Raw genomic sequence first — 16,754 nt, 5'->3', positions numbered from 1 at the left:
ACGTGAAAGGACTGACCGAGATCCAGAAAAACATGTGCCGCTTTATCCGGCAGTACGCTGCTGAGAATGGCTGCGCGCCAACACGTGTGGAGATAGCCACTCACTTTGGCTGGAAGTCCGCTAACGCCGCTGAAGCGCACATTAAAGCGCTGGTGAAAAAGGGCGCGCTCTACAGTAAGCCGCGCTGCTCGCGTGCGCTGAAAGTGCTGGTGGACGTTTAGAACCCGGCCGCTGGCCAACTGCAGTATCGGATGACAAGAACAGACCAGAGGGGATACACGTGAGAATCGAAGCCGCACTTAAACATTTCAGCCCGAAAACGATGATGATCACCGACAGCCCCGGCGCTACCAGCTCGGAGAATATCGACGGCACACACGTCATGGCCGCGATCGGCATGTGCCAGGCTAAAGCTGCTTTCGGCATGAGTGCGTATCTGGGAAAAGCAGGTATCAGTCAGCAGGATCGGGATAAGGCAGTGCAGCACCTGCTGGCTTATGCCCGCAAAACCGCACCAGCGCTTCTCAGAAAGTCCGCCGCTGGAAAAGTGAGTCAGTGCCTTGCTGTTCTGGCTAAATTCGCCTACGACGATTATGCGCGTTCTGCGGCTGATAACGTCGAATGCCCGGACTGCAAAGGCAGGGGCGTTACCAACACTATTGCGCGGGTGATGACGCATCCGGGATGCGGAGAAAAAACGCCCCCAACTTATCAGTTGCAACTGGTGGAAAATCAGTGTGTGACATGTCACGGAAAGGGAAAATTGTCAGCGCGCTGCCGTTGCGGCGGGTCCGGCAAGGTCCGGGATCTGAAGCGGTCGAAACTGCTCGGCGTTCCGGTGGAAAAGGATTGCGAGCGCTGTGATGGGCTGGGTTTTAAGCGGCAGCCGTCCACGGTAGCGTTTAAAGCGATCCGGGCGTTGGTGCCGGAGCTTAACGAACGCAGTTGGCGGCGCAACTGGAAGCCATTTTATGAAAGCCTGATCAACAAGTGCGAGGCGGAAGAGAATCAGGCAGAGCAAGAATTCAAAAAAGTGACGCGATAATCATAATTTAGCGTCGAAATGTATTGCATTTTGTCCGAAGTTGACTAACTATATGTCCCATCGTGGGATTTCAATGCCCGCAGGCACTTAACAAATTTAGAGGCTCCGCAAATGCGGGGCTTTTTTATTGGCTTTTTTCTGTCAATCTACTATCTTCAAATTGATGACAACTCTATGCGCCTTCCGTCCGAAGGAGTGACATTTAATCAATGATGATATACAGGCGCACCAAATCTTAGGCTCTGCTAAAGCAGGGCCTTTTTTTAGTTCTAAATGTTGAGTCGCTCCTACCGGAATGGCGATTCATCTCTGATTAATCTGAATCTATACGGGATTCATACTCAGAACAGAGCTCGGCTTTGACTCTGATTTTATCTTGTTTAGAATCGCGCAAGTTACGGTGAATCCCCCTAAGCGGAGGGGCTAAGGCAGGTCCACATATCCTGTTGCCAGGAAGCGAATCAGGTTCTGTCTTTTCTGATTTACCGGGAGGCACCCGGCACCGAAACTTAATGATGTCACAGTTTTCAGCAACTAAATCAAGGCTCACTCATGTGGGCCTTTCTTGCATCTTGCAAGCTATGATTTGTTCCATTCGCAGTGATTAGCGCGATATGCGAGACTTCAAAATTTTTATGGTAATGGCTTAATAGTTCTTCGCGGGCTATATAGTTTGCCACCAAACATAATGAAGCCTCTATTAATCCATTGTGTAACTTGTTGGGGTCGTACTCCAACAAATCGAGCGAATTCTGCCTGGTTACCAGAAAAGTGGATGTCGATGTATTGTTGTAAGTTCATTTTTTAAAATTCTCCTTAATTGATTTCTATGAATCATTAATAATAACTTTAATTAGATTTATTATTTTTAATTTGGTTTATGGAATATTCATTAATTGGAGATTTAATTTTAGAACAGCTTTGCCAAATCGTAAAGTTTTTCACTTTATTTCATTCATTATTCATCCTTCTAATTGAACAGCGCCACGGCAATGCCGGGGGTGAGAGTATGTATCGCATGGACAAACTTACAACAGGCGTTGCTTACGGCGCTTCAATCGGCAATGCCGGTTACTGGAGCCTGCAATTACTCGACAAAGTCAGCCCGTCACAGTGGGCTGCTATCGGTGTTATCGGGAGCCTGGTCTTTGGCTTCCTGACGTTTCTGGCAAACCTGTATTTCAAGGTGAAAGAGGACCGCCGAAAAATAGCACGGGGTGATTGATGGCTAATCTGAAGTCAAAGCTCAGCGCCGCAGTGGTTGGCCTGATTCTGGCTGGCGCATCAGCCTCTGCCATTCTGGAGGCTTTCCTTAATGAGAAAGAAGGTAATCGACTGGTGGCCTATCTCGACAGCTCAGGAATCTGGACTATCTGCCGTGGTGTGACCCGTATTGATGGTAAAGCGGTGGTGAAGGGCATGCGCCTGACCGCTGAGAAGTGTGCAGAGGTAAATGCGATTGAGGAACGTAAGGCGCTTGCCTGGGTGAAGAGCAACATCAAAGTGCCACTGACTGAGCCGCAGAAAGCAGGTATCGCGTCATTCTGCCCGTACAACATTGGACCCGGTAATTGCCTCCCTTCTACGTTCTACAAACGACTGAATGCTGGTGACCGTAAAGGCGCATGCGAAGCGATTCGTTGGTGGGTGCACGATAGGGGGCGCGACTGCCGTTTAACGAAAGGGCAGGCAACTGGCTGCTACGGTCAGGTTGAGCGTCGGGATCAGGAATCTGCGCTTGCGTGCTGGGGGCTGGACCAATGAAAGACACCAAATTAACTCTGGTTCTGGTCGCGGTGTTCCTGCTTATGCTGATTGGGTTGGGCGGCGCTGCGGTCTACTACCACGGTGAATACAGCGATCAGCAGACTGCTAACCAGCAACTGAAGACGGATAACGAGCGGCAGAGCAGTGTCATTGCCACGCAGTCCCTGCAGTTTAATCGTTACAACCAGATCGCTGCAGCTGTACAGCAGTACGACACACAAATCATGGCTTCAGCCCAGGAGAAACAGATTGAATACCGGACAATCCTCAAAACTGAGCCGACCTGTGATCTCATTGTGCCTGCTTCTATTTCTGAGCGGCTGCTCGACTACACGCACCGCTTACGTTCCGGCGCTATGTACACCACTCCCATCCTCACTGACGACGCCGGTTCTGGTACCACTACCACCCGAACGTTAACTTATTGCCAGGCAGTTCTGTGGATTGATCCGCTTCTAACGGCGATTGATCAGGCTAACAGTCAGTTTGCTGGCATCCGTGAAATTGAGAAAAGTAGGGCTGTAGTCACGCCCTAAATGAAAGGCCTTACAATTATTACTACTTTGGATAATTCGATAAAAGCTAAATTTGCGACTTAAATTCGCTAAATAAATAGGTTATCGATTTTTTCGCTTGGACGGGAATTTGTTTGACTTACGTTCACGAACATAAGCTATTAAGCTGTATATGGAAATTAATAATAATAAAAGTGCAATTGTAAGTAGTAGCCACTCTTTCATACGACACCTCTAAAGTCACTATGAAATATAGGGATTGATTCTGCTGTTGCTTTTTTAATCTACTTTAGTGGCGCGGATAATTAAAGCCTATGTACTGGAATTTACATTAGGCATCAATTTATAAATTTAATTTAATTGTTGTGCAGAGATAAAGGCTAACGTTTACTCACGCGCCGGGTAGTATTGTGTAGCGCTGATAGTTTATTTTGCGTTCATCGTCAGTGTCGGGTTGAGCGATAACATAGTTTTCTTTATAAGATACAACGTCATTGATATCCACTGCACAATTACAACGGTTGCATTGCATCTGAGCAATTTGGTCCCCTCTATCTGCGATAGCTACAATATGGAATCTATCATGTCCGCAAGATCTACAAAATAAATTAATAATTGACATGGTAATTCCTTGACTTTTTTGACTTGACTTCATTAAGAATAGTCTCAAAGGTCCGATGAGTTAAGCTTTTTTTCGAAATCTTGATGATTATCACCTTTTTCACTTCAACTCTTGACGCTAATCAACGGCGTGAACAACGTTTTTTTAACCACTAAAGAGGATTATCATGCCAGAAATCACTACCGAGCAAAGCAACCAACTGGAGCTACTGGCTACTCTGGGCTATGACACCGCAGCAACGAAGGTGGCTGTGTCTTTTGTCCAGAACGACCCGTTCAAGCATCGCCTGTTCATCCAGCAGTACAGTCGCGTATACAGCGAAACTGATATCGTTGCACGCGCAACCAAAGCGGTGCAGGAATCGGTGGAAGCCATCTCCGTACTGAACGAGGTTACTGCTGCAACCGAATAACCCCTCCGGCCGGGCGCAGGCCGTCGCCGTCTTTCTGTGTCAGCATCGATCTGTGACTCCTGACAGTTAGCGCACAGAGAGAATCAAAAACGCCAATACCGTGTTACTCCTGACTCCACGCAGGGGCGTCCACTCATGGTCGGTTAGCGGCGAGATGGTAGATGAAAGCGACAAGCATTAACTGAAACGACCTTTAATGACCTCGCGTAGAGCGTTTTCTTCTTCTGCATTAAGGTGGAGACAGTTGGTGATGGATTCGATTAAGTCCTCCGGTTTCATTGGATGGAAGGGCTGGTTGTGGCTTCCAACGGTGCTGGTCGCAAATGCGCTGATTTTTTCGCCATCGCGTGTGAGTTCTATATCGTAATCACGGTATCTCACCTCAAAAGCTCCTGTTTGGGTTGTGATCGAAATAAGAATAAAGGATACACCATGGCATCACCTGACTGGGAGGCTATCGAATCGGCTTACCGGGCTGGCTTGATGTCCCTCCGCGAGATAGCAGCACAGCACGGCATCAGTGAAGGAGCTATCCGCAAGCGAGCCAAGCGCGATGACTGGTCCCGTGACCTGTCGGCGAAGATTAAAGAACGTGCTGATGATCTGGTGCGCAAACAGGAGGTACGCAAGCAGGTACGCACCGAAAGCGCACTGTCGGAGCGCGTACTGATTGAGGCCACAGCAGAGGTCATCGCCACCGTCCGTATGGAGCATCGTGGCGATATCCGCCGGGCGCGTGAGATAACCAATGCGCTATTCGACGAGCTGGGCGCTGAGTGCGCAGACGTCGGTGCGCTGCGTAAACTAGGTGGGCTTATGTATGAGCCTGACGACAACGGCCGCGACCGCCTGAACGAAATTTACCAGTCGATCATCAGCATGCCGGAACGCGTGAAATCGGTGAAGGCGCTGAGCGACGCGCTGAAGAATCTGATTAGTCTGGAGCGTCAGGCCTACGACATCGATGGGCCGGAAGGCGACAACTCCATTAAGAAACTTTCTGACCTCATGGATACCTTGTCTCAGGGGGCGTGATGAAACCTGAGCACCTGAAGCTGCTGGCCGATAAGGACTGGCGGCTTAACAACCTGTACTGGATCACCGATAAAGAGGGTAAGCCCACGCGGTTCAGGATGACGCCTGAGCAGCGCGAGTACTTTGAGGGCATCCATACCCGCAACATCATTCTGAAGGCGCGCCAACTCGGATTTACCACCGAGGTGTGCATTATCCAGCTGGATGCCGCGCTGTTCGAGTCTGCCAAGTGCGCGCTGATCGCCCACACGCTGAACGACGTCAAGCGCCTGTTCCGCGAGAAGGTGAAATTCGCCTACGACAACCTGCCCGACGAGATTAAAGCGGCCAACCCGGCCAGCAATGATTCCGCCGGCGAGCTGGTTTTCAAGAAGGGCGGTTCACTCTACGTCAGCACCTCATTTCGCGGCGGTACGCTGCGTTACCTGCACGTTTCCGAGTTCGGCAAGATATGCGCCAAGTACCCGGAGAAAGCCCGGGAAATCGTCACAGGTGCGTTTGAGGCTGTATCGACGGGATGCTTTGCCACGATCGAAAGCACGGCAGAGGGGCGGGCAGGTTACTTCTTCGACTATTGCCAGATCGCTGAGAAAGCCCAACTGCAGGGTAAGCAACTGTCGCCGCTGGACTGGAAGTTTTTCTTCTTCTCCTGGTGGAAGAATCCGCAGTACGCAATCGACCCGGTAGAGCCACTCCCGCAGCGCCTGGTTGATTACTTTGCCGAAATGGAGGCAAAGCACGGCGTCGTGCTGAACGAGCGTCAGAAGGCCTGGTACTTCGCCAAAGAGAAGACGCTCGGCGACGACATGAAGCGCGAGTACCCGACCATCCCGGCTGAGGCGTTCCAGCAGTCGGTCGAGGGCGCTTACTACGCGAAACAGTTCCGCTGGCTCTACACCAACAAACGGATCGGCGCGTTACCTGATAACTCGCATCTTCCGGTACACACGTTCTGGGATATCGGCGTGGGCGACTCCACGGCCATCTGGTTCGTGCGGGAGGTCGGCGAAGAGTTTCACGTAATCGACTACTACGAAAACTCCGGTGAAGGCCTGCGGCACTATATGAAGGTGCTGAAGGACCGGGGCTATGAGTACGGCGAGCACTGGGGACCGCACGATATCGAAAACCGCGAGTTCGGCTCTGATGCCAAGTCCCGTAAGGAACTGGCGCGGGAGGGGTATGAAATCGACGGCCAGAAATATTCCATGACCTTCAAGGTGGTACCGAAAACGGGCGTCGACACAGGCATTGAGTCGGTGCGCGAGCTGCTACCGAAGTGCGTCTTTGACGAGGAAAAATGCAGTGAGGGCATTACCCACCTGGAGGGCTACCGCAAAGAGTGGGACGACAAGCGCGGGTGCTGGAAAGACAAGCCTCTTCACGACGCAACATCTCACGGTGCCGACGGGTTCCGCTACTTTGCCGTAGCGAAGAACAACCATAAAAAAGTCGGCGCTATCTTCTTTTAAGGAGCACCAGTGAATCTACAACCTCGAGAAAATTTTCTCGTTAATGCGCTGGCTGCTACCGTCGGCCGCCTGCGATCGATGTATGCCGGGGTAAACGGCAACACGAAACGCACAAAGCTGTGGGACGAGTTCGGTTATCCGGATCAGGTCGGTTTCGAGCAGTATTACCGGGCCTATGAACGCAACGCCGTGGCACACGCTGCGGTGCATAAGCTGCTGGACAGCTGCTGGGTGGATAACCCAACGATCATCGATGGTGACGAGGCGAAGGAAGCGACCAATACCACTCCATGGGAAAAACAGGTAACCAAGCTGCTGAAAAAGCACTGGCCGAAAATCAAGGATGCTGACCGGCGCAACCTGATTGGCCAGTACTCTGCGCTGTTGATCCAGTTCAAAGACAGTCGTGAGTGGCATCAGCCGGTTGACCGGGTGGCGGTTGGCAGGCTGAAAGAAAAGGCCATTGTGAAGCTGATACCCGCGTGGGAGTCGCAGGTCAAACCGGGTAACTTCGAAACCGACACGATGTCGGAGAACTACGGGCAGCCAGTGAGCTTTAACTTCAACGAGCAGCCGGTGGGTGACGATGGCACCTATGGGCCGGTGCGCGGCGTCACTGTTCACCCAGATCGCATCATCATCCTTTGTGAAGGTTCAGAAGACGAGAACATGCTTTCCGGCGTGCCGCTACTGCGCGCCGGATATAACAAGCTGCTCGATCTGGAGAAGGTATCCGGTGGCAGCGCGGAAGGGTTCCTGAAGAATGCCAGCCGCCAGCTGGGTATCGCGTTCGATAAAGATACCGATATAGCGACACTATCGAATCAGGCGAAAGAGGCCGGATTTAAAGATCTTGGTGATGCTCTGAACGATAAAGTTGGCAGAATGAACCGCGGTACTGATGCGGCACTGGTCATGCAGGCCGGCGCACCATCGGTGCTGTCGGTCGCTGCCGCCGATCCGGAACCAACGTGGACGGTGACCGCCAACGAGTTCGCCGCCTCAATCCAGTGCCCGTTTACCATTCAGTTCGGCCAGCAGACCGGCCGGCTGGCATCCAACGAGGACAAGACGGACTGGGCGAAGCGCTGTAATGGTCGCCGCTGGGGATTTATGTCCGCGGTGATCACAGCCGTAATCGAGCGTTTCTGGACAATGGGGGCTATTGACCGGCCCGTCTCCGGCGAAGTCACACTGGCCTGGTCCGACTTACTTGCCCCGAGCGAGAAAGAGAAGATCGCCAATATGCAGGCGATGGCCGACGTGGCACAGAAAACGCAGCAGGCTTACGGCACCCCGGCCATTGAGGCTAACGAGGTGCGCGCTGTAGGCGAGCTGGAGCCGCTGAAAGAACCTGAACCGCCCAACCCCAACGCTAAACCCGATAAGGATCCGCTGACAGATGACGACGACAGCGATAACCCGGATCGGGACGCCAATCGTACCGCGCATTAAAACCGACCCCACGCAGTCAGCCCGACAGGTTGGCCGAATGTTCCGTGATATCGACGAGCGTTATCTGACCATCAAGCGAAGACTCAAGGCGTTGTTTGATGAACGCCTGACGGGTGTGGCAAGTGCGGTTAATATCCAGCAGGGCTTCATGGCCTGCAACAATGCCGAAGGACCGGATACGCTCTACCAGGTTAACGCCGGTACGTTCATCTACGATATGAGCGCGGCGCAGCTGGCCGACCTGCTGCAGATTGTCCAGACCATATTGGATGACGCGCTGCTGGAGGGCGGCAGCCAGAATCTCTGGTCGCTAGGCTACGTTGGCGCTGAGTATGAGCGCGGCACGCTGCAGGCGTTTACCAACCTTTCGGCCCAGTCGCAGGTGTACGCCCAGCAAACCTCGCTGGCCCAGTTGCTGAGCAGTCCGGCCTTACAGAACCAGATCGCTGCTGCGTACGTGGCGACCTACAGCGAATGGAAAGGCATCAGCGATGCAGCCCGCTCAGACCTCGCAAACGTAATCTCCAATTCGATTGGGCGAGGCATCAATCCGCGGGAAACGGCTGGCATCATCAGTAAGCGCCTCAATGTCTCTATGTCCAGTGCGAAGAACATCGCGCAAACCGAGCAGGTTGGCGCATTGCGCGAGGCTCAGTGGCTTGAAACGGACTGGGCAAGGGATCGGCTCGGGCTGAATACCATGCTGCTGCACCTTTCAGCGCTGAAACCAACCACTCGCACCACGCATGCTTTTTGGCATGGTAAGACCAGAACCACTGAAGCCGTGCGAGAGTGGTACAGCATCGACGGCAACCGTTATCGATGCTATTGCAGCCAGATTCCTTGCGTCGTGGATGACGATGGTAAGGTGGTAAATAAAGGCCTGATGGTAAAGCTGGCGGAAGAACGCCAGCAATGGATAACTAATTAGTCCACAGGATTAATGCTGATCACGCGGATATAGAATTTTATTACACCCCCTTGATGGGTCATGTGAGGAGCGGAATCCCGCCTTATAGCCTCCTGGACTTCATCATCGTATTCACCGAGGGTCTTATCACTCAAGACCTCAACGTTATAAAGGTTTTCATCGTCGTTAATGCTGTAAGTAACAATATATTTAGCCATTTCAACTCCAGTAATTAGCAACGCAGATAAATAACGTATCTATGTGACCGACCTATGAGGATAGCGCATGAAACGCAACCGCGTTAACGTGCTGACCGTCGTCAACTCCGCTTCAAACATCACCACCGAAACTATCGACGGCAAGCCACATATCGTGGTTCGCGGCATCACGCCCGTTGTCGACGATATCGTGATGAACCGGAAGTTGTACCCGGCAGCCGAAATAGCAAAAGCCTACAACACGCTCGAGCGCAACCCGATGCCGTTCGGCCACCCGAAAGTGGACGGCAAGCACGTTTCGGCGCGCGATGTCCGGGCGGTGAATAACTACCACGTTGGGGCCTGGTTCCAGAATGTGACCCACAACGACGGGAAGGTGTCGGGCGACATGTACGTCGATCGCCAGTACGCCGAGGGCAGCGAGAAGGGTAAGCGCCTGGTGAACCGTCTTGATGAGATGGCTGCCGGTACCAACGTCGAGCCGATCCACATCTCAACCGGGCTTCTCTATTCCGGCATCGCCGCGAACGGTGAGTCCAAAGGCAAAAAGTACAACGAAATCGCCACCAACATGGTGTTCGACCACGTGGCCGTGCTGCTGGATGAACCGGGTGCCGGCACGCCGGAAGAGGGCGTCGGCATTTTCGTGAATGCCGATGGCGAGGAACAAGAAATCGAGGTTGTGCGCCTGGCTGATTCCGCTAACTGCACCCGCGAAGGTCTGCTGAACAAAACGAAGTTCTTCTTCACCAACGCCTCTAATTTTTCATTCGACGATATCCAGCGAGCTATCAGCGACAAGCTGCGGGAAGGCCGCTCCGACGAAAATTGGCTGTGGCCTGAAAGCGTATGGCCCGACAACTTCATCTATCGCGATGCAGCCCGCTATTTCAAACAAAAGTATCTGATCGGCGATGACGGCAAGGCTGTTTTCGTCGGTGAGCCTGTAGAAGTCGTGCGCAAACCCACTGAGTACGAAGTTAAAACCAACGGAGAAGAGAATCCGATGAAAGACCTGATCGTAAACGCGCTACAAGCCGCTGGTAAGCCGACTGAAGGCAAATCCGACGCTGAGCTGATGGACGCATACAACCAGTTGCAAGCCGAAAAGGCCGCTGACAAATCCGAAACCCCTGAACAAAAGGCCGCCCGCGAAAAGGCTGAGAAGGAAGAACGCGAGCGGGCGAACAATAACGCCGAAGCGCCGGCATGGTTCAAGCCGTTTGCAGACAAACTGACCACCATCGAAAGCGGACTGGCGGTTAACGCCGACAAAGAAAAGGGCGAAAAGCGCGCTGCAGTTAAGGATAAATTTGGCCTCAACGATCTGGCCGTGAACGCACTCGACGGTGCTGCACTCGATGGCCTGTATGCGCAATGCTCGTCCACGTTCGGCCTGAACGGCGCGCACCGCCAGCAGTCCGCCACCAATTCATTCAGCGAAATGCCGGAGTAAGTCATGGCTAAAGACGGAAAGCACGTAATTCACGCGGGTGGCATCTTCGCTAACCCGCAGCTCCACCGCGAGGGCGCGGCGGCGGCAGATATTCTGCCTGGCACCGTTGGCACCTTCGTAAACGGTAAGTTCACCGCGGCTACCGATGGCAAGGCCGCCGCCATCCACTACGTGGCGAACTACGACTACCTGCGCTGTAAAACGGTCGATGACACGATCGCCGCCGGTGACTGGGTGGTTGGCTTCCATCCGACCCCAGGCGTCTTTCTTAACCTGCGTGCTGCAGCCGGCACTTACGGTAAGGGCGACCCGGTAGCCATCGCCAGCGGGCGCATTAAGCCGGCCACCACCACGGGCGACACGCCAGATACCGTGTTCGCATACGTCGAAGAAGATAAAGACCTGACCGCCGTAGCTGGCGATCTGGTTCGCGTCGTGTTCAAGTAAGGAGCGACAATGTTTGCATTCTCAACCCGCCGGGCAACTGAAACCAATAACCTCGAGGTTAATACGGCTCAGTTCCAGGAACTTCAGTTCGCGCGTAACGCCAGTTCGCAGGCCGTTGCCGACTTCATTGCACGCACTCGAATTCGTGGTGACGCTGCCAATACGCCAGCGCTTGATGCCACCAACGCAGTCGACGACATCCGCCGCCTGTATCGCTCTTACGACCAGACGGTGCTGGCGCAGTTCGAACCCAATACCGAGTTCACGCTGCTGAACGACCTGATGCCGCTGTCGCGCTCTGTCCGTCTGGAAGAGTCGGTGTACGAGTACGCACGCACCGGCGGCCGTGGCTGGGCACATACCTCGATGTCAGGTCAGATCGGCGCGGCGCTGGATGCTAAGAGCTACACCTTCGACGGCACCATGGTGCCAATTCACGACAGCGGCTTTAAGTTCAACTGGCGCGACCCGGTATTTAACAAAGGATCTGCGCTTTCCTCCCTGTCTGATGCTCAGTCCGGCTCTGTGAACGATGTGCGCCGCCAGTACGTTGACTACATCTGGGACGGTTTCCGCGATAGTGAAGGCAACTTCATCAAGTTCGACAACTACACCTGGAAGGGTGTGCGCGGCGATGAGCGCGTTGCTCACGTGACGCTGACCATCAACTTTGCCACCAGTACCGATCCGGAAGCGATGCGCAAAGCCGCCATCGCACTGCGTGACGTGCTGAAGGTGCAGAACTTCCAGTACGGCCAGCAAACCTGGTACGTGTCCGCCGAAGTGATGTCGAACCTCGAGCAGTATTACGACACCACCAACAAAACCCGCACCGTGCTGGAAGAGCTGCTGAAGCTGTCGGGTATCTCGGCGATAAAAGAAGACTCCAAACTCACCGGCAACCAGATCCTGATTGTACCGCTGCAGGCGGGCGTCATCGCACCAATCGTTGGACAGGCGTTCGGCACCGTTGCCGATCCGCGCCAGTTCTACAACAGCGATTACGTATGGCGCACCTGGGGCGCTGCCGGCCTGATGGTCAAGCAGGACATCAACGGCAAGTTCTCCGTCATTTACGCTTCCAACTAAGAGGTCACCATGGCACTTGTGAAAATTCTCTCTGCGAATCTGTTCGCGGGTGCCAGCTTCCAGAAACTGGAGGCTGGCGTGGTGTATGACGTTGACGATGCGATCGCCGAAAAGTGGATTGCGCAGGGCAAGGCGGAAAAAACCAGCGAGAAGAAAGGCGAAAAGCTGGCCTTTGAGGTGGCAACGCCGTCTGTTCCGGTTTCTGCTGATTCATCTGCCCTGCAAACGCAGCTCGAAGCGGCGCTGGTCGAAGTGCAGGGGCTGAAGGATGCCGCTGAATCCACGGCCACCGCCCACGCTGAAGCTCTGGATGCCGAGAAGCAGCGCGCTGACGCAGCTGAAGCGGCGCTGGTGGAAGCAACCAAGAAGGCGAAATAACCATGGCAGAGCAGATAACGGCGGCGCAGGTAAAACAGCAGTTATCTGCGCTGGGTTATACCGTCCCGGACTTCATGATTGATGCCTACCTGTGCAAGCTCGAGGGCATCAACGCCTGCCTGGAGGCCGCTGGTTACGACGATTGCGACCTGATACTGATCCGCGTGTATGCCGTCACCCTGATGGCGGTAACCGCGTTTGGCCAGCGCATCAAGTCGCAGTCAGCCCCGTCCGGCGCGTCGCGGTCGTTCGATTACAGCGGCGACATCAAAAACATGCGTAATACCCTGGTTGCGCTCGATAAGACCGGCTGCACGTCGGGTCTGCCGATCGACGTTGGCAGCAGTGTGGGTTTTTTCGATGTGGTGGGAGGTTGAGATGGCAAACGCTAGCGGCGGGATCATCAAGGGTTTGTGCGTAAAAATGGCCTACACGATTAATGGTGAGCAAAAGACATTCTCTGCGCGCATTAAGCGGGGCTATGGGTACGGAGATTACTTGGAATTATGGCAGGGCAAGCCAGAATGCCGGTTCGTTCCGATCGGTGGCAATCGCAAAATCAATGTGAAGCACATCGACTGGCACGAAATCACGCCGATTACAGATGACTGTGATTGCCCGGACCAGTTTCTGGAGTATCCACTGTGAGCAGTTTAGCCTGTTGGAGCTACACCGCGCCATGCACGGTCTGGAAGCCGATCGGTAAAGATAAGCACGGTCAGCCGCTTGGATGGTCTGCGCCGCTGGTCATCATGGCGGACTATCAGGGCGGCCTGTCCAGGCGCATCGGCAATATCGGCTCCGAACTGGTGGTGAAAAACACCATCTGGACCGAGTATGCCGAGGCAAAAACGGGCGACTTCATCCTGATAGGCGAATCCGACAACCGTGACCCTATCGCTGCCGGCGCTGATGAAGTGATGCAGTCGATTCAGTACGCCGACACCTTCGAGCGTACGGCGGATGACTGGGCAATTCTGACGGGAGTTTAGCCATGGGCGTGAAAGTGAAGGGCGTGAAGCAGGTCAGCAACAACATCAACCGCATGATCGACAGCTTCGAGGGCCGCCGGACGGTGCGCGCAATTTACTCTGCGCTGTATTACATCGGCATTGAGTCTGCGGTGAAAGTGCCGATCGATACGAGCATGCTGCTGAACTCGCAGTTTCGTGACGTAACCACGCAAGGCACCCGGATCATCGGGAAAATCGGGTACTCCGCTAATTACGCTGCCGCAGTTCATGAGGCGAAAGGTATTCATCTCGGTACCAAAACTCCGCGTCCAGTAAAGCCAGGCGAGAAGCCAGGATCGCGTGGAAATATCTGGGACCGGACCGGCGAGCCGAAATTCCTCGAAAAACCTGCTGAAGATGCGCGTAGCAAGGTGCACGACATCATCGTGAAGGAGATGAGCCTGTGAATCCGCCCATCTACCAGCGCGTCAGTGATTTGCTGGAGAATGCCGGGCTGACAGCAGGGTATGAGGTTCAGTGGCTTATCTGGCAGGACAGCGGCGATAAAAAGGCGCGTTACATCGTGGTCCGCCCGAACGGAGGCTCGTCAATCGACCGGGATATGGCGTCTGACTATTACGTGATGGTCGACGTCATCACCGGCACATCGCCGGGCGATTACTCACGGTCGGAAAGCGACGTGCAGGCAATCGTCGACTGGGTGCAGCAGAACCCGCTCAATCCCTGCATTGGCCAAATATCCAACATGGGCGGCATACCATCGCCGGTTCTCACTACTGAGGGGCGTATGGTGTGGCGTCTGCAGTTCGTCTGCCTGTACGGCGGGTGATCACCACTAATTCGAACAAGGTCGCCCGGAGCGGCCTTTTTTATTATCTGAAATGAGGTAAGCAACTATGCAAGGCTGCTCCACAAACAATGGCCAGCTCATTGGCCGCGCCAAAACGCTGGAACTGGCGTACGGCTGCCCGGACCAGGTGCCGGGGGAGGCCGACTGGAAACTGCTGGGCCTGCCAACGTCCGCAACGTGGGATTTAAGCCCGGAGGCGCTGACGTCGGATGCTGATAACGGCGGCTTCAGTGCCAGCATGATCGTCAGCCTGGACCCGACTTACTCGATTGAGGGTGAGGTACGCGTTAACGATCGCACTGACGAATTCGGCATTCAGCAGGCCGTCAAATACGTGGTCGACGAAGTACGCGCCCGCCGCCAGCCCACCGTCTGGATGCGCTTCCAGTGGGGTGATTATTACCACATCGGTTATATGGTGGTTTCTGGTCTCAGTGATGGCGGCGGTGTAAAAGAAATCGTGACCTACAGCCTTGAGCTGAAGATTAACGATGGCACCACTTTCCAGATCATCGAGGCTGACAGCGACATCCCGGTCACCGGCGTGACTGTTCTGCCGACGACCAGCAACATCGCTGCTGGTGCCAGCACCACGTTCGCGGTAACGGTCAACCCGGCTGATGCTGACAATAAGCAGTTCACAGTGTCATCCTCCGTTCCGGCTCGGGCCACTGCGGCAGTCGCTGGCAACACGGTTACCGTGTCAGCGCCGTCTGGTGCCACCGCCGGTACTGCGGTCATTACGGTTAAATCGGTCGACGGTGAGTACACCGCCACGCATACCGTGACGGTCACCGCAGCGTAATCAAACCAAAGGGCAGCGAGTCTGCCCTTGCTTTTGCTTACGGGGGATTTATGACACCAGTTAAAGAAATCGGCGAATGCCTGATTACTGTCGGCGACGAGGAATATTTCTTCCGGCCGTCGTTGCTGGCGATGACGCGGATCGGGGAACCACGCGAAATCGTGCAAGCGTTCTATGACCTGCACAACGACGAAGTGACGCCGCTACTGCAGCGCGCGGTCGATGCTTACGGCAAGGTGCCCGAGTGGCTGGTGAGCTACATCGATGAGCAGCAGGTTGCCAAAGCATCGATATCGGCGGCAATGGCGGTTATCGCTGCCTGCTGCGAGCGTGACGTGTCACGGCTGACTGGGGAACTGCGACCGGCGAAGGTAGGGCGCACATTCAAGTACCGTCCGGGTGCCATGACGCCGTTTGACATGGTAGCGGTCGCGCAGGGGCTGATTACCCACGGCATCATCGGTAAAGCCAAGGTTCGCCAATTGCAGCGACATGAAACCGGCCAGGCCACCACGGAGTTTCGCGCCTTCGAATACATCAGCGCTGCCCGCAATCAGTTCGGTATTAGCCGCGATGAAGCGCAACAGCTGTCTATGACCGAGTTCACACTGATGCTGGCCGCCAAGTATCCGGATCAGAAGGGGTACACGCGAGAGGAGTACGACCTGGCCGCAGATGAATTTTTTGCTCGTAGGGCGAAAATGAGAGCGAAAGCAGGTGAAAAGGCCGTGCAAAAAAATGCTAGCCAATAGTGATGACGTCAGTTAATCTCCAATGGTTCCTAAAAAGTCCCAAAAAAAACATAATTAATATATGATTTAATTATATATTATGAAGTGTGGGTTGATTTTCTTTTGTTTTTTGATTTTTTTCGGAGATTTTTTTGAAAATTACCAATAAACACTACGGAAACCTGACGCTTTCAACTGATCTTGAGATGGCCGGTCTACTATCTGGTGACCTCATAGTCTCTTATGGTTGCACAGCACTGGTGAGCGGCATTGTTGCTGGAAGAATCTATGTTGAGTCTGGAGGAAGACTTTTACTCAATGGCTCAGCCTTGAGTGGGGTTACTAACAGAGGCGGTAGAGTAGAAATATACGGTGTTGTGAATGGTGGGCTTGAAGAAGTTTCAGGTGAAACAGTGATTAGTTCGCGAGCTGTTATACGCTAGCATTTTAATGATTTGTTTGGGTACTCGGCAGTAGTTATGCTGCCATTGTGCTGGCGGAAAAAACACCGCTGAATATATATCAGATCCGCCACCCGGCGGCTTTTTGCTAAATGGGCATCCTTGCCCGTTC

At 53.8% G+C, this 16,754-nt stretch carries 26 protein-coding genes; 22 read left to right on the top strand and 4 right to left on the bottom strand.

Going from position 1 to position 16,754, the window contains the following annotated elements; all coding sequences use genetic code 11:
* The first annotated feature begins 2 nt into the window (after positions 1 to 2).
* The 5 genes from PGH32_RS09495 to PGH32_RS09475 all read left to right on the top strand — a co-directional run bounded on the left by PGH32_RS09495 (position 3) and on the right by PGH32_RS09475 (position 3,348).
* A complete protein-coding gene (locus PGH32_RS09495) occupies positions 3 to 221 on the top strand; it encodes a hypothetical protein (RefSeq protein WP_105595039.1) in 219 nt (72 codons plus the stop codon).
* A gap of 59 nt (positions 222 to 280) precedes the next feature.
* Positions 281 to 1,045 (top strand): antitermination protein Q, encoded by a 765-nt coding sequence (locus PGH32_RS09490; RefSeq protein ID WP_337893863.1) that lies wholly within the window; start codon positions 281 to 283, stop codon positions 1,043 to 1,045.
* Between the two features lie 1,009 nt (positions 1,046 to 2,054).
* A complete protein-coding gene (locus PGH32_RS09485) occupies positions 2,055 to 2,270 on the top strand; it encodes a class II holin family protein (protein ID WP_337894280.1) in 216 nt (71 codons plus the stop codon).
* On the top strand, positions 2,270 to 2,809 hold the full coding sequence (locus PGH32_RS09480) for a lysozyme (RefSeq protein ID WP_337893862.1): 540 nt from the start codon (positions 2,270 to 2,272) through the stop codon (positions 2,807 to 2,809). Before PGH32_RS09485 ends, PGH32_RS09480 begins: the two co-directional genes overlap by 1 nt.
* The gene (locus PGH32_RS09475) at positions 2,806 to 3,348 is read left to right on the top strand and encodes a hypothetical protein (protein WP_337893861.1); all 543 of its coding nucleotides are present in this window, start codon (positions 2,806 to 2,808) and stop codon (positions 3,346 to 3,348) included. Before PGH32_RS09480 ends, PGH32_RS09475 begins: the two co-directional genes overlap by 4 nt.
* 81 nt (positions 3,349 to 3,429) lie before the next feature.
* Here PGH32_RS09475 and PGH32_RS09470 read toward each other — a convergent pair whose 3' ends face one another.
* Both PGH32_RS09470 and PGH32_RS09465 read right to left on the bottom strand, forming a co-directional pair.
* A complete protein-coding gene (locus tag PGH32_RS09470) occupies positions 3,430 to 3,552 on the bottom strand; it encodes a small membrane protein (RefSeq protein WP_337893860.1) in 123 nt (40 codons plus the stop codon).
* A 166-nt stretch (positions 3,553 to 3,718) separates the two neighbouring features.
* The gene (locus PGH32_RS09465) at positions 3,719 to 3,949 is read right to left on the bottom strand and encodes a hypothetical protein (RefSeq protein ID WP_337893859.1); all 231 of its coding nucleotides are present in this window, start codon (positions 3,947 to 3,949) and stop codon (positions 3,719 to 3,721) included.
* Between the two features lie 166 nt (positions 3,950 to 4,115).
* On the opposite strand from PGH32_RS09465, the gene PGH32_RS09460 reads away from it, so the two are divergent.
* Complete coding sequence (locus PGH32_RS09460; protein ID WP_337893858.1) at positions 4,116 to 4,361, top strand: DUF2560 family protein; 246 nt, start codon at positions 4,116 to 4,118, stop codon at positions 4,359 to 4,361.
* 177 nt (positions 4,362 to 4,538) lie between these two features.
* Here PGH32_RS09460 and PGH32_RS09455 read toward each other — a convergent pair whose 3' ends face one another.
* On the bottom strand, positions 4,539 to 4,742 hold the full coding sequence (locus PGH32_RS09455; protein ID WP_337893857.1) for a hypothetical protein: 204 nt from the start codon (positions 4,740 to 4,742) through the stop codon (positions 4,539 to 4,541).
* Positions 4,743 to 4,793: 51 nt separating this feature from the next.
* On the opposite strand from PGH32_RS09455, the gene PGH32_RS09450 reads away from it, so the two are divergent.
* Genes PGH32_RS09450 through PGH32_RS09435 form a run of 4 tightly spaced genes read left to right on the top strand, consistent with a single transcriptional unit; the run spans position 4,794 to position 9,254 of the window.
* Positions 4,794 to 5,396: a hypothetical protein gene (locus tag PGH32_RS09450; protein WP_337893856.1), complete on the top strand. Its 603-nt coding sequence runs from the start codon at positions 4,794 to 4,796 to the stop codon at positions 5,394 to 5,396.
* On the top strand, positions 5,396 to 6,868 hold the full coding sequence (locus PGH32_RS09445; protein ID WP_337893855.1) for a terminase: 1,473 nt from the start codon (positions 5,396 to 5,398) through the stop codon (positions 6,866 to 6,868). The genes PGH32_RS09450 and PGH32_RS09445 overlap by 1 nt, the downstream gene beginning before the upstream one ends.
* Before the next feature lie 9 nt (positions 6,869 to 6,877).
* Positions 6,878 to 8,323, top strand: a complete 1,446-nt coding sequence (locus PGH32_RS09440) for a DUF1073 domain-containing protein (protein ID WP_337893854.1) — start codon at positions 6,878 to 6,880, stop codon at positions 8,321 to 8,323.
* Positions 8,271 to 9,254: a phage head morphogenesis protein gene (locus PGH32_RS09435; protein WP_337893853.1), complete on the top strand. Its 984-nt coding sequence runs from the start codon at positions 8,271 to 8,273 to the stop codon at positions 9,252 to 9,254. The genes PGH32_RS09440 and PGH32_RS09435 overlap by 53 nt, the downstream gene beginning before the upstream one ends.
* Here the strand turns inward: PGH32_RS09435 and PGH32_RS09430 are convergent.
* Positions 9,251 to 9,451: a hypothetical protein gene (locus PGH32_RS09430; RefSeq protein WP_337893852.1), complete on the bottom strand. Its 201-nt coding sequence runs from the start codon at positions 9,449 to 9,451 to the stop codon at positions 9,251 to 9,253. The two genes, PGH32_RS09435 and PGH32_RS09430, sit on opposite strands and share 4 nt — an antisense overlap.
* A 67-nt stretch (positions 9,452 to 9,518) precedes the next feature.
* Between PGH32_RS09430 and PGH32_RS09425 the strand changes: the two genes are divergently transcribed.
* The 12 genes from PGH32_RS09425 to PGH32_RS09370 all read left to right on the top strand — a co-directional run bounded on the left by PGH32_RS09425 (position 9,519) and on the right by PGH32_RS09370 (position 16,624).
* A complete protein-coding gene (locus PGH32_RS09425; RefSeq protein WP_337893851.1) occupies positions 9,519 to 10,907 on the top strand; it encodes a DUF2213 domain-containing protein in 1,389 nt (462 codons plus the stop codon).
* A 3-nt stretch (positions 10,908 to 10,910) separates the two neighbouring features.
* Positions 10,911 to 11,354, top strand: coding sequence for a hypothetical protein (locus PGH32_RS09420; RefSeq protein WP_337893850.1), 444 nt, complete (start codon positions 10,911 to 10,913; stop codon positions 11,352 to 11,354).
* 9 nt (positions 11,355 to 11,363) lie between these two features.
* Positions 11,364 to 12,443: a major capsid protein gene (locus tag PGH32_RS09415; RefSeq protein ID WP_337893849.1), complete on the top strand. Its 1,080-nt coding sequence runs from the start codon at positions 11,364 to 11,366 to the stop codon at positions 12,441 to 12,443.
* Between the two features lie 9 nt (positions 12,444 to 12,452).
* A complete protein-coding gene (locus PGH32_RS09410; RefSeq protein ID WP_314424786.1) occupies positions 12,453 to 12,821 on the top strand; it encodes a hypothetical protein in 369 nt (122 codons plus the stop codon).
* A gap of 2 nt (positions 12,822 to 12,823) precedes the next feature.
* On the top strand, positions 12,824 to 13,198 hold the full coding sequence (locus PGH32_RS09405; protein ID WP_337893848.1) for a DUF7370 family protein: 375 nt from the start codon (positions 12,824 to 12,826) through the stop codon (positions 13,196 to 13,198).
* 1 nt (position 13,199) lies between these two features.
* Positions 13,200 to 13,469: a hypothetical protein gene (locus tag PGH32_RS09400; protein WP_314424780.1), complete on the top strand. Its 270-nt coding sequence runs from the start codon at positions 13,200 to 13,202 to the stop codon at positions 13,467 to 13,469.
* The gene (locus PGH32_RS09395; protein ID WP_337893847.1) at positions 13,466 to 13,813 is read left to right on the top strand and encodes a hypothetical protein; all 348 of its coding nucleotides are present in this window, start codon (positions 13,466 to 13,468) and stop codon (positions 13,811 to 13,813) included. The genes PGH32_RS09400 and PGH32_RS09395 overlap by 4 nt, the downstream gene beginning before the upstream one ends.
* Before the next feature lie 2 nt (positions 13,814 to 13,815).
* On the top strand, positions 13,816 to 14,241 hold the full coding sequence (locus PGH32_RS09390; protein WP_314424775.1) for an HK97 gp10 family phage protein: 426 nt from the start codon (positions 13,816 to 13,818) through the stop codon (positions 14,239 to 14,241).
* Complete coding sequence (locus PGH32_RS09385; RefSeq protein ID WP_314424772.1) at positions 14,238 to 14,624, top strand: phage tail termination protein; 387 nt, start codon at positions 14,238 to 14,240, stop codon at positions 14,622 to 14,624. Before PGH32_RS09390 ends, PGH32_RS09385 begins: the two co-directional genes overlap by 4 nt.
* 67 nt (positions 14,625 to 14,691) lie before the next feature.
* Complete coding sequence (locus tag PGH32_RS09380; protein ID WP_337893846.1) at positions 14,692 to 15,450, top strand: Ig-like domain-containing protein; 759 nt, start codon at positions 14,692 to 14,694, stop codon at positions 15,448 to 15,450.
* A gap of 50 nt (positions 15,451 to 15,500) precedes the next feature.
* A complete protein-coding gene (locus tag PGH32_RS09375; protein ID WP_337893845.1) occupies positions 15,501 to 16,202 on the top strand; it encodes a DUF6246 family protein in 702 nt (233 codons plus the stop codon).
* Between the two features lie 131 nt (positions 16,203 to 16,333).
* Complete coding sequence (locus tag PGH32_RS09370; protein WP_314424763.1) at positions 16,334 to 16,624, top strand: hypothetical protein; 291 nt, start codon at positions 16,334 to 16,336, stop codon at positions 16,622 to 16,624.
* Positions 16,625 to 16,754 lie beyond the last annotated feature (130 nt).

The sequence above is a fragment of the Erwinia sp. SLM-02 genome (assembly GCF_037450285.1).
GTDB lineage: Bacteria > Pseudomonadota > Gammaproteobacteria > Enterobacterales > Enterobacteriaceae > Erwinia.
This window is presented reverse-complemented; position numbering and strand designations above follow the sequence as displayed.

Coding starts and splice junctions, on each gene's coding strand:
- PGH32_RS09480 (WP_337893862.1), top strand. CDS start 2,270: ATGGCTAATCTGAAGTCAAAGCTCAGCGCCGCAGTGGTTGGCCTGATT.
- PGH32_RS09450 (WP_337893856.1), top strand. CDS start 4,794: ATGGCATCACCTGACTGGGAGGCTATCGAATCGGCTTACCGGGCTGGC.
- PGH32_RS09380 (WP_337893846.1), top strand. CDS start 14,692: ATGCAAGGCTGCTCCACAAACAATGGCCAGCTCATTGGCCGCGCCAAA.
- PGH32_RS09405 (WP_337893848.1), top strand. CDS start 12,824: ATGGCAGAGCAGATAACGGCGGCGCAGGTAAAACAGCAGTTATCTGCG.
- PGH32_RS09415 (WP_337893849.1), top strand. CDS start 11,364: ATGTTTGCATTCTCAACCCGCCGGGCAACTGAAACCAATAACCTCGAG.
- PGH32_RS09430 (WP_337893852.1), bottom strand. CDS start 9,451: ATGGCTAAATATATTGTTACTTACAGCATTAACGACGATGAAAACCTT.
- PGH32_RS09420 (WP_337893850.1), top strand. CDS start 10,911: ATGGCTAAAGACGGAAAGCACGTAATTCACGCGGGTGGCATCTTCGCT.
- PGH32_RS09390 (WP_314424775.1), top strand. CDS start 13,816: ATGGGCGTGAAAGTGAAGGGCGTGAAGCAGGTCAGCAACAACATCAAC.
- PGH32_RS09460 (WP_337893858.1), top strand. CDS start 4,116: ATGCCAGAAATCACTACCGAGCAAAGCAACCAACTGGAGCTACTGGCT.
- PGH32_RS09445 (WP_337893855.1), top strand. CDS start 5,396: ATGAAACCTGAGCACCTGAAGCTGCTGGCCGATAAGGACTGGCGGCTT.
- PGH32_RS09400 (WP_314424780.1), top strand. CDS start 13,200: ATGGCAAACGCTAGCGGCGGGATCATCAAGGGTTTGTGCGTAAAAATG.
- PGH32_RS09485 (WP_337894280.1), top strand. CDS start 2,055: ATGTATCGCATGGACAAACTTACAACAGGCGTTGCTTACGGCGCTTCA.
- PGH32_RS09470 (WP_337893860.1), bottom strand. CDS start 3,552: ATGAAAGAGTGGCTACTACTTACAATTGCACTTTTATTATTATTAATT.
- PGH32_RS09465 (WP_337893859.1), bottom strand. CDS start 3,949: ATGTCAATTATTAATTTATTTTGTAGATCTTGCGGACATGATAGATTC.
- PGH32_RS09425 (WP_337893851.1), top strand. CDS start 9,519: ATGAAACGCAACCGCGTTAACGTGCTGACCGTCGTCAACTCCGCTTCA.
- PGH32_RS09435 (WP_337893853.1), top strand. CDS start 8,271: ATGACGACGACAGCGATAACCCGGATCGGGACGCCAATCGTACCGCGC.
- PGH32_RS09375 (WP_337893845.1), top strand. CDS start 15,501: ATGACACCAGTTAAAGAAATCGGCGAATGCCTGATTACTGTCGGCGAC.
- PGH32_RS09475 (WP_337893861.1), top strand. CDS start 2,806: ATGAAAGACACCAAATTAACTCTGGTTCTGGTCGCGGTGTTCCTGCTT.
- PGH32_RS09410 (WP_314424786.1), top strand. CDS start 12,453: ATGGCACTTGTGAAAATTCTCTCTGCGAATCTGTTCGCGGGTGCCAGC.